This window comes from Pseudomonas sp. COR18, assembly GCF_048568395.1.
Lineage (GTDB): Bacteria > Pseudomonadota > Gammaproteobacteria > Pseudomonadales > Pseudomonadaceae > Aquipseudomonas > Aquipseudomonas fuscovaginae_B.
The window spans coordinates 4,991,296-5,004,344 of the sequence record NZ_CP183808.1 but is presented as its reverse complement, the minus strand read 5'-3'; the positions used below and the strand labels follow the sequence as shown (position 1 = coordinate 5,004,344).

At 62.2% G+C, this 13,049-nt stretch carries 11 protein-coding genes and 1 pseudogene; 6 read left to right on the top strand and 6 right to left on the bottom strand.

Translation table 11 applies throughout. From position 1 onward, the window contains the following. Window positions 1–15: 15 nt before the first annotated feature. Together ACM62G_RS22965 and ACM62G_RS22960 are read right to left on the bottom strand one after the other, a co-directional pair. Window positions 16–867 (bottom strand): glycine betaine ABC transporter substrate-binding protein, encoded by an 852-nt coding sequence (locus tag ACM62G_RS22965; RefSeq protein ID WP_419735623.1) that lies wholly within the window; start codon window positions 865–867, stop codon window positions 16–18. Between the two features lie 363 nt (window positions 868–1,230). Then, window positions 1,231–1,923, bottom strand: coding sequence for a GntR family transcriptional regulator (locus ACM62G_RS22960; protein ID WP_273826284.1), 693 nt, complete (start codon window positions 1,921–1,923; stop codon window positions 1,231–1,233). Window positions 1,924–2,389: 466 nt separating this feature from the next. On the opposite strand from ACM62G_RS22960, the gene ACM62G_RS22955 reads away from it, so the two are divergent. From ACM62G_RS22955 to ACM62G_RS22940, 4 genes are all read left to right on the top strand, one after another. Continuing rightward, window positions 2,390–3,709, top strand: coding sequence for an NAD(P)/FAD-dependent oxidoreductase (locus ACM62G_RS22955; RefSeq protein WP_419735622.1), 1,320 nt, complete (start codon window positions 2,390–2,392; stop codon window positions 3,707–3,709). Between the two features lie 124 nt (window positions 3,710–3,833). Beyond that, window positions 3,834–5,162, top strand: a complete 1,329-nt coding sequence (locus tag ACM62G_RS22950; RefSeq protein WP_419735621.1) for an MFS transporter — start codon at window positions 3,834–3,836, stop codon at window positions 5,160–5,162. Between the two features lie 106 nt (window positions 5,163–5,268). Next, window positions 5,269–6,168: a dihydrodipicolinate synthase family protein gene (locus tag ACM62G_RS22945; protein ID WP_273826287.1), complete on the top strand. Its 900-nt coding sequence runs from the start codon at window positions 5,269–5,271 to the stop codon at window positions 6,166–6,168. Between the two features lie 4 nt (window positions 6,169–6,172). Then, the gene (locus tag ACM62G_RS22940; protein WP_054060029.1) at window positions 6,173–7,660 is read left to right on the top strand and encodes an aldehyde dehydrogenase; all 1,488 of its coding nucleotides are present in this window, start codon (window positions 6,173–6,175) and stop codon (window positions 7,658–7,660) included. A 298-nt stretch (window positions 7,661–7,958) separates the two neighbouring features. On the opposite strand, the gene ACM62G_RS22935 is transcribed toward ACM62G_RS22940, so the two are convergent. Genes ACM62G_RS22935 through ACM62G_RS22920 form a run of 4 tightly spaced genes read right to left on the bottom strand, consistent with a single transcriptional unit; the run spans window position 7,959 to window position 11,119 of the window. Further along, the gene (locus ACM62G_RS22935; protein ID WP_419735620.1) at window positions 7,959–9,167 is read right to left on the bottom strand and encodes a pyridoxal phosphate-dependent aminotransferase; all 1,209 of its coding nucleotides are present in this window, start codon (window positions 9,165–9,167) and stop codon (window positions 7,959–7,961) included. Continuing rightward, a complete protein-coding gene (locus tag ACM62G_RS22930; protein WP_419735619.1) occupies window positions 9,164–9,793 on the bottom strand; it encodes an RraA family protein in 630 nt (209 codons plus the stop codon). Before ACM62G_RS22930 ends, ACM62G_RS22935 begins: the two co-directional genes overlap by 4 nt. Beyond that, window positions 9,790–10,455, bottom strand: a complete 666-nt coding sequence (locus ACM62G_RS22925; RefSeq protein WP_273826291.1) for an RraA family protein — start codon at window positions 10,453–10,455, stop codon at window positions 9,790–9,792. The genes ACM62G_RS22930 and ACM62G_RS22925 overlap by 4 nt, the downstream gene beginning before the upstream one ends. Before the next feature lies 1 nt (window position 10,456). Next, window positions 10,457–11,119: an RraA family protein gene (locus ACM62G_RS22920; RefSeq protein ID WP_419735618.1), complete on the bottom strand. Its 663-nt coding sequence runs from the start codon at window positions 11,117–11,119 to the stop codon at window positions 10,457–10,459. A gap of 107 nt (window positions 11,120–11,226) precedes the next feature. Between ACM62G_RS22920 and ACM62G_RS22915 the strand changes: the two are divergent. Both ACM62G_RS22915 and ACM62G_RS22910 read left to right on the top strand, forming a co-directional pair. After that, window positions 11,227–12,125: pseudogene (locus ACM62G_RS22915) on the top strand (LysR family transcriptional regulator). Window positions 12,126–12,214: 89 nt separating this feature from the next. Continuing rightward, window positions 12,215–13,024 (top strand): alpha/beta fold hydrolase, encoded by an 810-nt coding sequence (locus tag ACM62G_RS22910; protein ID WP_419735617.1) that lies wholly within the window; start codon window positions 12,215–12,217, stop codon window positions 13,022–13,024. Window positions 13,025–13,049: the final 25 nt, after the last annotated feature.

Sequence of the window (13,049 nt, the reverse complement as noted above, 5' to 3'; positions counted from 1 at the left end):
CAAGTTTCAAAACAATCAGTCTTTCTTGATGTTTTCCCAGCGTTTGAGCAGTTCGGCGTGACTGTCGGTCCAGTCCTTGATTGCCGCGTCCATGCTCTTGCCATCCTTGACGGCACCATTGATCGCCTTGATGTCGGCCAGCGGCACATAGACACTGGCGATCACTTCGCGCGCACGGGAATTGGCGGCGCTGAAGCCCCTCTGGCCGATCCAGTAGTAGCCTTGCGGTGGCGGGAAGATGCCTTTCGGGTCGGCGAGGAACTTGACGTCGAACTTCTGGGTCATCCAGGACGGATCCCAGATCGCCACGGCGATCCATTCCTTGCGGTCCACGGCGGCCTTGAGGGCGGCGGTCATCGCCGCGGTACTGCCTTCGAGCAGGTTGAGCTTGAGGCCATAGGCCTTGACGGCGTTGGCCGCGTCGCTCATCAGGCCCGAACCGGGTTCGATACCGATGATTTTGCCACCGAACTTGTCGGCATTGGCGTTGAGCTCTTCCAGGGAATTGATGGTCACGTAGTTGGGGACGGCGATGGCCTGGTAGAGGCCGTAGGAAACCGGCGAGATCTTCTCGAGCCGGTTCTTGTTCTTGTTCCAGTAGTCATTGGCGGCATAGTCGATCTGCGAGGCGAGGATCTGCACATCGCCCTTGCCCAGTGCCGCGTAGGCGATACCCCACTCGGAGAATTGGGTGACCTTGACGGTATAGCCCTGATCTTCCAGCACTTTCTTGGTAATACCGGTGATGGGTGTCAAATCTTCCCAGGACAAGGTGCCCATGGTGATGGTTTTTTCTTCGGCGTGGGTCGGCAGAACAACTGCCGCCGCCAGAGCCAAGGCACAGAACGCTTTCTTAAACATCTTCATGGTGGTTCCCCGAATTGGTTATTTTTTGAAACGGCAGAACAAGCACTTGCTATTGTTGTTGGAGTGTTGATGTTTGTTTTTTATTGTCGATGCGAGTGTCTGAATCCTCTTTTACGGCGCGTAGCAACCCATTCCCGGCAAAAACTTCTGCCGGAAGTTCTATACAACGTCAGCGATGACGCTGTTATTCAGGAATATTGAAAAGACCCTGACCGTATTCGGTGAGCCTGTGCCCTCGCGGACAGACCGGCCCTGTACCAGCAGCCGGGGAATGGCAGGTGCGCCCTCGAGGGTTGGTAGGTACCACGCCACAGCGACCGGTGCCGTCATACCTTCGAACCTCGACACACCACACGCCAACGTTTAACTCAAGGGGCCCTCCACCAGCGAGTCGGCCTTCAGTGCCTGCGGGGCAATGAACAGCTGCATGTTCGCTCGCGACAGCTCCCAGTGTTCGAACACCAGGTCCACCACCCGGTTTTCATCGTGCCTGGCGATCGCATCGATGAACTCGTCGTGGTGTTCCACCGATAGATCCAGGCGTTGCTCCATGTCCTGATCACGCGGCCGGTAGAACGTGTGGCCGATCCGTGCGTGATCGATCAACAACCGTGACAGGCTCGGCTTCAGGTACGGGTTGCCGGCCATTTCACCCATGATTTCGTGAAAGCGGTTGTTCTCCAGCGCCAGAGCCAGGGGATTTCTTTCCACCGAGGCCTGCCGAAAACGCTGCTGGGTCTGTTTGAGCTCCTCCAACTGCGCCGGTGTGAAGTTCTGCACCGCCAGGCGCCCAATGGCAGCGTAGATCATCGGTGCTACCAGAAAAAAATTACGCAGCGTCGAATGGTTCATCGGGATCACCCGGGTTCCACGGTTCTCGCGGATATCCAGGTAGCCCTCACCTTCCAGGCGCCGAAACACTTCTCGAACCGGGGTGCGAGAAAGACCGTAGCGCTCACTCAAGGTGACCTCATCCAGAACCTGATCAGGATCGAGCTCCATCGTCAGGATCTGCCGCTTCAGGTCTTCGTAAAGCCCAGTTTTGCCACTTTTCACCAGGGACCTCCGGTGTTCTGGATGCCAGTGATGGCACCGTGGTTGAGAACAGACTCCCACGCAACTCGGGCGCGGTCAATCCATTGAATTCACTGTGTATACACAACGAACACAAGATGGATTCAGAGTTTTCCATTTTAAATCAATCACTTAGCCAACATTCGTCCTACGAAAAATAGTCGATTTTAAGTATGAATCTGTCGGAAATCGACAAACACCGATTTCCGAGACGTGCTTGCCCTCTTCAGCCGGTTTCCCGGCACGCCGTCCAGGTCGACCAGTTTGCCTGCGACATCCCATCGTCTGCCAACGACATTTGCAGCGCTTTGCTCACGAGCATGCCCAACGGCACTCGACAGCCGCGACAACCTGCCGCATATTTGTGGATACAACATGTATACATCAAGTTTTCCGTGGCGATCCGTGTCGCCCACGGGTGATGTCAAATAACAAAAGAGCGGTGCCCATGGTACAGATCAGTTCCCTTCCAGCCGACGACAAGACCTGCGGTTGGTATCACCTCAGCCAGAAGCGCCAGGCCCGTCCCGCGCATGCTGGCCACTCCAAGGCGCGCTGGGTGGTGGTCGGTGCCGGGTTCACCGGCCTGGCCGCCGCCCGCCAGTTGGCGCTGGGCCATCCGAATGATGAAGTAATCCTGGTGGAAGCGCAGGAGGTCGGCTTCGGCCCCTCCGGGCGTAACGCCGGTTTCGCCATCGACCTGCCCCACGATATCGGCGCCGAGGACTACATCGGCGACATCGACACCGCCAGGACCGTGCTCAAGCTGAACCTGTCCGGCCAGCGCTACCTCAAGCAACTGGTCGACACCTACGGCATCGACTGCCAGATAACCTTCTGCGGCAAGTACCAGGCCGCCGTCGAGGATCGCGGCATGGCCGTGCTCGACGCCTACCGGCGTGGCCTGGAGAAACTCGGCGAACCGTGCGAGATGGTCGGCGCCGAGGCCCTGCGCCAGCGGGTCGGCACCGGCTTCTACCGCCAGGCGCTGTTCACCCCCGGCACCGCGCTGATCCAGCCGTCGGCCCTGGTCAAGGGCCTGGCCGACACCCTGCCCGGCAACGTCAGCCTGTATGAACACACGCCGATCCTCGAGGTCGAGTACAGCCCGCGCATCGTCCTCAAGCATGCCAACGGCAGCATCGAGGCCGACCGCCTGGTCCTGGCCAACAACGCGTTCGGCATGCACTTCGGTTTCCTCAAGGGCCGCATGCTGCCGATCTTCACCTACGCCAGCATCACCCGCCCGCTCACCGACGAAGAACAGGCGCGCCTGGGCGGCGATCCGTACTGGGGCATCATCCCCGCCGACCCGTTCGGCACCACCGTGCGCCGCACCCCGGACCAGCGCCTGCTGATCCGCAACAGCTTCAGCTTCAACCCCGACGGCCGCGCCCGGGAGCGCTACCTGGAGCGCTTCATCGAGCGTCACCGCGCCTCCTACACCCGGCGCTTCCCGATGCTGCCGAACGTGGATTTCGAATACACCTGGGGCGGCGCCCTGGCGATGACCCGCAACCACAACGGCTTCTTCGGCCAACTGGCACCCAACGTCTATGGCGCCCTGGGTTGCAACGGCCTGGGCGTCACCCGCGGCACCGCCACCGGCAAGCTGCTGGGCGACTGGCTCAGTGGCCAGGAAGACGAACTCACCCGGTTCCTGCTCAAGGCCCCGGGCCCTTGCGCCAACCCGCCACAACCGTTTCTGTCGATGGGCGTGAACATGAACCTGCGCTGGGGTCAGTACCGCGCCGGCGCGGAGAGCTGAAAGCCGGGCCCGCTCCAGCCGGGCCCCTGAACGATTTGCCGCGACGTTCCCCGGATGTCGCGGTGCGGCCCGGCCCCGTCCGCATCAGGCCGGAAGCCGCGAACGATCAACACGTGGAGACAATATGAAAAACAACCATCACTCGATCGAAGACGCCCCCCTCAACCGCTTTCACCAGCGCCTGACCGTCCGCTCCGGCGGCGGCTCCTTCGTCGACGGGTACGTACTGAGCATCGTCGGCGTGGCCATGGTGCACATGGCCGCCGCCCTGAGCCTGAACGCCTTCTGGCAAGGCCTGATCGCCGCCTCGGCGCTGATCGGCATCTTCTTCGGCGGTTTCGTCGGCGGCTGGCTGACCGACCGCTTCGGCCGCCAGCGGATCTTCTTCGTCGGCCCGACCCTGTTCATCCTCTGCTCGCTGGCCCAGCTCTGGGCCCAGTCCGGCGAGGAGATCTTCATCGCCCGCCTGCTGCTGGGGGCCGCCATAGGCATCGAATACCCGGTCGCCACCGCCCTGCTGGTGGAATTCCTGCCGCGCAAGTATCGCGGCCCACGCCTGGCGACGCTGACCATCCTCTGGTTCGCCGGTGCCGCCTTCGCCTACCTGGTGGGCGAGCTTCTGCTCCACTTCGCCGGCCCCGATGCCTGGCGCCTGGTCCTGGCCAGTGCCGCGGTGATTGGCGCGCTGCTGTTCCTGGTACGCCTGGGCACGCCCGAGTCGCCACGCTGGCTGCTCAAGAAAGGTCGCGCCCAGGAAGCCGAGGCGATCATCCAGCAGGTGTTCGGTCCGTCGTACTCGCTGGACAACCTGCCGGAGGAGCCGGCCGAGCGCAAAGTCTCGATCCTCAGCCTGCTGCACTCGGGCTACGGCAAGCGCATGCTGTTCGTGACCATGTTCTGGACCTGCTCGGTCATCCCGGTGTTCGCCGTGTATGCCTTCGCCCCGCAAGTGCTGCGCGCACTCAACCTGGACGGTACCCTGGCCTCGGTCGGCTCGGTGGCGATCACCCTGCTGTTCGTGGTCGGCTGCATCGTCGCCACCCGCCTGATCAATAGCCTGGGTCGTCGGCGGATGCTGATCCACAGCTTCTTCTGGTCCGGCCTAGCCCTGCTCGCCCTGGGCGCCTCGCACAACGCTTCGGGCCTGGTGATCCTCACCCTGTTCGGCGCCTACGCGCTGTTCATCGGCGGTGCCCAGGTGCTGCAACTGGTGTACCCGAACGAAATCTTCCCGACCGAGATCCGCGCCCAGGCCGTGGGCGTCGGCACCTCGCTGTCACGCATCGGCGCCGCGGTGGGCACCTGGCTGGTACCGGCGGCCCTGGACAGCATCGGTATCGAACAGACCATGTACGCCGCCGCCATTGTCACTTTCGTCGGCCTGGCCTTCTCCTGGGCCCTGGCCCCGGAAACCCGCTCGCTGAACCTGCAGCAGGCCGCTTCGCTGAACTGACCGCTTTGATGAACTGACTGCATTGATGAACTGAGTAGTACCGACGCCGCCAGCACCACGTTCGCTGGCGGCGTCACCCCCACCCTTGATTCTCTGGAGAACAATGATGAACTTCGACGGTATCTTTACCCCCGCGATCACCCCCCTGGCCGCTGACGGCTCCATCGACAGCGGCGCCTTCGCCCAGGTCCTGGAATACCTGATCGAGCAGAAGGTGCACGGCATCATCATCGGCGGCTCAACCGGCGAGTACTACGCCCACAGCATCCAGGAACGCCTGGACCTGACCCGCCTGGCCGCCGAAGTGATCAATGGCCGCACCCCGCTGGTGATCGGTACCGGCGCCATCCGCACCGAGGAGTCGGTCGCCTACGCCGAAGCCGCCAAGGCGGCCAAGGCCGACGCCATCCTGGTCGGTTCGCCACCCTACGCGCTGCCGACCCAGCAGGAAATCGCCAACCACGTGCTGGCGGTCGACCGCGCCGCCGGCCTGCCGATCATGCTCTACAACTACCCGGGCCGCATGAGCGTCGACATGGGCCCCGAGTTCTTCGAAGCCGTGAGCAGCAGCCGCAACATCGTCGCGATCAAGGAAAGCTCCGGTGACATCGCCCGCATCCACCACTTCGGCGAGCGCTACCCACAGATCGCCCTGTCCTGCGGCTGGGACGATCAGGCCCTGGAATTCTTCGCCTGGGGCGCGCGCAGCTGGGTCTGTGCCGGTTCCAACTTCATCCCGGCCGAACACATCGCCCTGTACGAAGCCTGTGTGCTGGAAGGCAACTTCGCCAAGGGTCGCCAGATCATGGCCGCGATGATGCCGCTGATGGACTTCCTCGAAGGGGGCAAGTTCGTCCAGTCGATCAAGCACGGCGTGGCCCTCAACGGCCTGGTCACCGGTGGCGTGCGCGCACCGCTGAGCGGCCTGGACGAACAGGAGCAAGCAGCCCTGCAGGAAATCATCAAAACCCTCAAGGCCAAAGTCGCCGCAATCAAGGGAGCCTGAGCAAATGACCGACGTACTGAGCAAAGACGAATACGCGGCGATTGCCGCCAACCTGAAGTTCCCGACCCAGGCCTACATCGGCGGGGAATTGCGCGACGCCCTGGGCGGCCGGACCTTCGACACCTTCAACCCGGCCACCGGCCAGTTGCTGGCGAAGATCACCGCCTGCGACAGCCGCGACGTCGACCTGGCCGTGGCTGCGGCCAAGGAAGCCTTCGACGACGGTCGCTGGCACCTGCTCTCGCCGGGTGAGCGCAAGCACGTGCTGCTGCGCTTCGCCCAACTGCTGGAAGACAACGCCCACGAGCTGGCCGTGCTGGAAAGCCTGGACAGCGGCAAGCCGGTCGGCGAATGCCAGGCCACCGACGTGCCGGAGACCATCCACACCCTGCGCTGGCACGCCGAGCTGATCGACAAGATCTACGACGCCACCGCACCGACCGGTTCGGGTGCCCTGACCCTGGTCGTGCGTGAGCCGATCGGCGTGGTCGGCCTGGTGCTGCCGTGGAACTTCCCGCTGCTGATGCTGGCCTGGAAAATCGGCCCGTCCCTGGCCGCCGGTTGCTCGATCGTGGTCAAGCCGGCCAAGGAAACCACCCTGACCGCCCTGCGCGTGGCCGAACTGGCGCACCAGGCCGGTATCCCGGCCGGCGTGTTCAACGTCGTGCCTGGCGGTGGCAAGGAAGTCGGCGAGCCCCTGGGCCGTCATGACGACGTGACCATGGTCAGCTTCACCGGCTCGACCGACACCGGTCGCCTGTTCCTGCAGTACGCAGCCGAGTCCAACCTCAAGCGCATCGTGCTGGAGCTGGGTGGCAAGAACCCGGCGGTGGTCATGGACGATGTCGAGGACCTGGACCGCGTGGCCCGTCACGTGGTCAACGGCGCCTTCTGGAACATGGGCGAGAACTGCTCGGCCTCCTCGCGCCTGATCGTTCACGAAGACATCAAGGACGCCCTGCTCGAGCGCATTGGCGTGCAACTGCGCGACTGGAGCCTGGGCGACCCGCTGGACCCGGCCAATCGACTGGGTTCGCTGGTCAGCAAATCGCACTTCGAGAAAGTGCGCAGCTACATCGAGCAGGCCGCCGGCGACAAGCTGTCGATCATCTTCGGTGGCAAGGCCGCCGACGGCTTCGTCGAGCCGACCGTGGTCGACAACGTGCCGTCCGACAACGCCCTGTTCCGTGAAGAGGTGTTCGGCCCGGTCTTGAGCGTGACCTCGTTCAAAACCCTCGACCAGGCGATCGAGCTGGCCAACGACACCATCTACGGCCTGGCTGCCTCGGCCTACACCGGCAGCCTGCGCAACGCGCTGCGCCTGTCGCGGGAGATCCGTGCCGGTATCGTCACCGTCAACAGCTTCGGCGAAGGCGATGCCTCGACGCCGTTCGGTGGCTACAAGCAGTCCGGTTTCGGTGGTCGCGACAAGTCGCAGTGGGCCCACGACCAGTACACCGAGCTGAAGACCATCTGGATCGACGCCAACTGATACACGCCACACTTACCCCCACACGCCGCAACAGCGGTGTGTGGGGATTCTGACCTCTCAGCCCCCTTCCCCACCTCATCGCCCCGCAACTTACTCAATAAGCGATGCGCCCGTACATGTGTGCGACGATCTGGAACATCCCTGGCGAATGCCCCTGCCTAGCGTATAAGACACCGCCCGCTCCGGCTCCAGCCATCTGCAGTGGTTCAACTTCCCCGGCCCCCTGAAAGATGCATGTTCCACCTATCGGGTGTCTGGGGAAATTGAACCACTACACTTGACCCGTTCACTGGTGCGCCTATCGTGCGTCCTCGCAGAAGCGCTGAATCGCCTGGCAAGCCGCGCGTAGCGAATTGTCATCCAGCGCGTAGGCAATACGCAGGTAGCCTGGAAGGCCAAACGCGCTACCTTGCACGACGGCCACGTTGGCTTCTTCAAGCAACGCCAAAGCGACTGCCTCGTCGTCAACGAGATCACTGCCGCCTGACGAGCGCTTGCCGATCAGACCGGAACAGTCAGCAAAGGCGTAGAAGGCCCCGCCTGGGACACCGCACCTGATACCCGGCGCCTGGTTCAGCAGGTCGACCATGAAATCCCGACGCTGCTGGAACACCTTTCGGCTGTGAGCGATGAAATCTTTCGGACCGTCCAGGGCAGCGACGGCAGCGTGCTGCGAGACGGAACAGGCGCCCGAGGTCTGCTGACCTTGAAGCTTTTCCATGGCTTCGAGCAGCCAGCGAGGGCCCGTGGCGAACCCGATACGCCAGCCGGTCATGGCGTAGGCTTTCGACACGCCGTTCATGGTCAGTGTTCGTGCAGCCAGTCGTGGCTCGACCTGGGCAAGCGTGAGGAACTCACGGTCGTCGAAGATCAGGTGCTCATAGATGTCGTCCGCCAGAATCAGTATCTGCGGATAGGCCAGCAACACCTCAGCCAGCGCCAACAGCTCGTCGCGGTCGTAAACGGCGCCCGTGGGGTTGGACGGCGAGTTCAGGATCAGCCAGCGGGTTTTCGGCCCGATGGCTTCGGCCAACGCTTGCGGGGTGAGCTTGAAGCTCGACTCGGCGCCACAGGCAACAATCCGCGACTCGCCACCACACAGCTCGACCATTTCTGGATAGCTGACCCAGTACGGCGCAGGAATCACTACTTCGTCGCCTTCGTTCAGGGTCGCAGCCAAGGCATTGAAGATGACCTGCTTGCCACCGCTGCACACCAGCGTGTCCTGCCAACTGACGTCCAGACCATTTTCACGCTCGTATTTGCGCGCGATGGCTTCCCGCAGTGCGCGTAGGCCAGCCACCTGGGTGTAGCGGGTGTGACCATGGTTGATCGCGCTGATAGCCGCAGCACGGATGTGCTCCGGTGTATCGAAGTCAGGCTCACCCGCACAGAGCGAAATGATCTTAGCGCCTTCTGCGCGGCGCGCGGCGACGCGGTCGATGATCTTGTAGGTCGCCGAAGGCTTGGCAGCCTCCAGGCGACGGTTCAACGTTTTCAGGCTCACGCGTGCTCCTCCGGAAGGGAAAGGCCCATCAGGTCCATGGTGGTTTGACCCTCGCGCAGCTTGGCCATGAACACGGCCTCTTTGTCGGCGCGCTTCTGGCCTTCGCGTAGGGTGCGTTCAACGGCATCGACCGGGATGATGATGACGCCGTCCTCGTCCGCGACTACCAGATCGCCGACGCTGACTTGCGCACCGCTGAAGTCGAACGACCTGCCTACCGAAGGCGTGGTCGCCTTGACGGTACCTTTGACCGAGATGCCCCGGGCAAACACCGGGAAGCCACGGGCTTCAAGCGCGGCGATATCGCGCACGCCACCGTTGATCACCAGCCCGACAATGCCTGCGGCCTCTGCCGCGACAGTGAGCACTTCACCCCAGTAGCCGGCGACGAAGTCGGCAGTATCACAGACCAGAACGCTACCGCGCGGCGCTTTCGCCACAGCCAGGTGCAGGCCCAGGTTGTCACCTGGCGAGCATTGCAGCGGGTACGCCGGTGCGGCGATGAATGCGCCTTTCCAGACAGCTCGAATCTCACGGTCCACGGCGCACGGCAGCCCGGAAGCCTCGTACAGGGTAGAACTGCCGAGGACCTTGGCAATGTTCTGAAAATCGTGTGGCAGGCTCATGGTTGTTTGCTCTGCAGGGAGTGGTAACCGAGGGCGGCACGGGCTTCTTTGAGGCTCTTGCCAGTGGCGATCTGTTCGCGGATCTGCGCTTCGACGTGTTCGATGCGACGAGCCGTTTCGGCGACTTCTTGAGCACGACCGCGCGGCACGATAACGACACCATTGGCGTCAGCGACAACGATATCGCGGGCACAAACCCGCGCTTGGCCAACCGATACCGGCTGGTTGACGGCCACGACTTCCACGCGGTCCTTGCCGGTACGCATGAAGCGGCCTTTGCTGAACAGCGGGTAGCCTTCGCCCAGTGCCTTGTTCACATCGCGGCAGACACCGTCTATGACCGTGCCGGCGATACCGCGGGCCAAGGCGTACTGGGTCATGATGTCGCCCCACACCGTGCAATCGGTGCGGCCGTCGTTGGCAATGACCACAACGTCACCAGGTGCTACTTCATCAATGAAGTCACCTACAGTACCAGGCGGTGTACTCGCACTGACGTACTGAACGGTGAAGGCCGGCCCGACCACAACCTGGCTGTAGTCGGCCAGTGGCGCGATACCAAAGGCCTGGCCTGGAAGACCCAGCTTGTCCATCGCATCGGACACACCTGGGGTATCCAGACCTTCGAACAAAGCAACGAGATCTTTATCGCAAAGGCTCATATCAGTGCTCCACCTTGATGGCTTCGAATTGGCTGTCGTGCATCACTTCCTCGACGGAGCGGCCGGCACGCACGGCGTCGACCATTCCGGCCTGGCGGCGATCGATACGCTCGGCCAGATCGAGCACTTTCTCGATAACGCTGGCTGGAACAAAAACGGTGCCGCATTCATCGGCGATCACGTAGTCGCCCTCCTCAACCTCAACGCCGGCCATGCGAACTTTCACGGCCGCGTCGATCTGGATGAGCCGGTTACGTGCGCTGATCATGGTTACGCCACGGCCGAAAACCGGGTAGCCGATATCGGCGCTGCCGCGGATGTCGCGACTGAAGCCATCGATGATCGAGCCACGGATGCCTTTGCGCTGGGCTGCGTTGGCCAGGATGTCGCCCCAGCTGGAGATACCGTCGACGCCACCGGCGATCACCAGCACACGGTCATCGGTGCTGATCTGCTCCACGACCGGGGTAATCAGGTGAACGGTGGGCGCCGCGTCCTGCTTTGGCCCCAACAGCACAGTGCTGGCGCGGCCAGCAATCTTCGGGCAGTTCCAGAGCGGCATCAGGCCGTTGGTGGCGCCAGGAAGCTGGAGGAAGTCCAGCGCGTCCGACACCGTGTTGGTATCGAGCGCAGCCAGGCGCTCAAGCGGGGCTTTCAAACTCATGGATTGCAGACCTCTTGTGGGTGAAGCTTGAGTATCTGCGGCAAAATTTGATACGTATATTACGAAGAAGCTAAGCTATCCATACTAAGAACCTATGGAATATCGCTGTGATAAACTTTCGCCTGATACGCCACCTCTGGCTGTTCCTGGCAGTTGCTGAGGACCAGAACTTCAGCCGCGCAGCCAAGCGACTGGGCATGTCACAGCCCCCTTGACCGAGCAAATCCAGGCGCTCGAACAGTCCCTGCGTGTTCAATTGTTCACCCGGTCTCGCCGTGGCGCTCAACTGACCGCTGCCGGGACCGCGATCCTGCCCGCAGTCCGAAAGTTCGCGGATCAGTTGGAGCGTCTGGAGCTGGCGGTCCGCGAGGCCGTAACCGGTCACGCCGGTGTGCTGACCATCGGGGCGATCACATCGGCAATGATCGATGTGCTGCCCCGGCTGATCGAGCGCTTCAAGCAGGACCACCCGTTGATCACGGTTTCGGTTCGAGAAATCGACAGCGCGGAGGCGATTCCGGCGCTGGAGGCCGGCGATATCGACATCGCGTTTGCGCGCCTCGAAGGCAGCCTCGGCCGGCACCTGCAGTCGATGCCTCTGTCAGAGGACCGCCTGGCAGTGGCGATGCCCAAGGAACACCCTCTGGCCGCCAGGGAAACGATCGATCTGAAGACGCTTGCCGATGAAACGCTGGTGATGGCCTCACGAGACGTAAGCCCTGTGTATTTCGATTATCTGGTGGGGCTATGCAAAGCCAGCGGCTTCGCACCGCGTATCGTGCATCAGGTCCGCTCGGTCTCATCGCAGGTGGCGTTCGTCAGTTGTGGCCAGGGCATCGCCTTGGTGCCGACGTCCATGGACAAACTGGCGCCGGAAAATGTACTGGTGCGGCCGTTGCAGCCGGAAGTGAAGGTCGTCACCACCGCCATGGCATGGCAGGGCGTCAACAGTAACCCGCTGGTGGAGGCGATGATCGATCAGGCCAAACGGATCTTTGCATCATAGGCTGGGCATATGACTGGGTTCGCGGCTTCGTATTTTACAAAAGGCGGGACTGGACCGACATTGAGGTCTCTGTAAAAGGAGTTCCCACCGTGGCAAACCCTGCTCGCTTCACTCACGAGAAATTGCCGTTGAACATCGACGGCGTGTTGCTGGATCTGGCAGTGATCCATCGATCCGGTTCCAAAACACCCATCCTCTTCCTGCATGGGTTCGGTTCGACCAAAGAAGACTATGCCGACATCACGCTGCAGCCCGCATTCGAAGGTCACTCCTTCATTGCCTACGATGCGCCTGGTTGCGGCGAAACCGAATGCAGCGATCTCTCCCGCATCAACATCCCCTTGCTGGTGAAGACTGCCCAGACCGTACTTGCACACTTCGGCGTCGACAAATTCCATCTGGTCGGTCACTCCATGGGGGGCTTGACCGGGCTGATGCTCGCTGATGCGGCGCCAGAGCGGGTGCTGAGTTTCGTCGACATCGAGGGCAACATCGCGCCCGAGGATTGCTTCCTCAGCCGACAGATCCACGATCACAAACGCGAGGATGATGCGCGCTTCTTCCGCGACTTCATCGAGCGCACCCGACTTGCCGCCGATCCTGCCAGCGCGCTGTATGCCGCTAGCCTGGCGCACAAAGTGCGCACCGGGGCGGTCCGCGGCATCTTCGAGTCCATGGTCGAGCTGTCGGATAACGGCGGTCTGATGGAGAAATTCCTGGCGCTGCCTTTCCCGCGCCAGTACATGTACGGCGTCACCAACTCCCACCTTTCCTATCTGGACGACATCGCGGCCCAAGGGGTGCAGCTGGCTTGCATCCCCGATTGTGGACACTTCCCGATGTATTCCAACCCGGCGCTGATGTGGCAGCACATCAAGGCATTGCAAGACCGCGCCTGACCCAGATCACCGGCTTTCACCACGA

What these genes read in the sequence shown, in the direction of transcription:
- ACM62G_RS22950 (WP_419735621.1), top strand. Translation starts at nt 3,834, where the DNA reads ATGAAAAACAACCATCACTCGATCGAAGACGCCCCCCTCAACCGCTTT.
- ACM62G_RS22930 (WP_419735619.1), bottom strand. Translation starts at nt 9,793, where the DNA reads ATGAGCCTGCCACACGATTTTCAGAACATTGCCAAGGTCCTCGGCAGT.
- ACM62G_RS22955 (WP_419735622.1), top strand. Translation starts at nt 2,390, where the DNA reads ATGGTACAGATCAGTTCCCTTCCAGCCGACGACAAGACCTGCGGTTGG.
- ACM62G_RS22945 (WP_273826287.1), top strand. Translation starts at nt 5,269, where the DNA reads ATGAACTTCGACGGTATCTTTACCCCCGCGATCACCCCCCTGGCCGCT.
- ACM62G_RS22920 (WP_419735618.1), bottom strand. Translation starts at nt 11,119, where the DNA reads ATGAGTTTGAAAGCCCCGCTTGAGCGCCTGGCTGCGCTCGATACCAAC.
- ACM62G_RS22965 (WP_419735623.1), bottom strand. Translation starts at nt 867, where the DNA reads ATGAAGATGTTTAAGAAAGCGTTCTGTGCCTTGGCTCTGGCGGCGGCA.
- ACM62G_RS22925 (WP_273826291.1), bottom strand. Translation starts at nt 10,455, where the DNA reads ATGAGCCTTTGCGATAAAGATCTCGTTGCTTTGTTCGAAGGTCTGGAT.
- ACM62G_RS22940 (WP_054060029.1), top strand. Translation starts at nt 6,173, where the DNA reads ATGACCGACGTACTGAGCAAAGACGAATACGCGGCGATTGCCGCCAAC.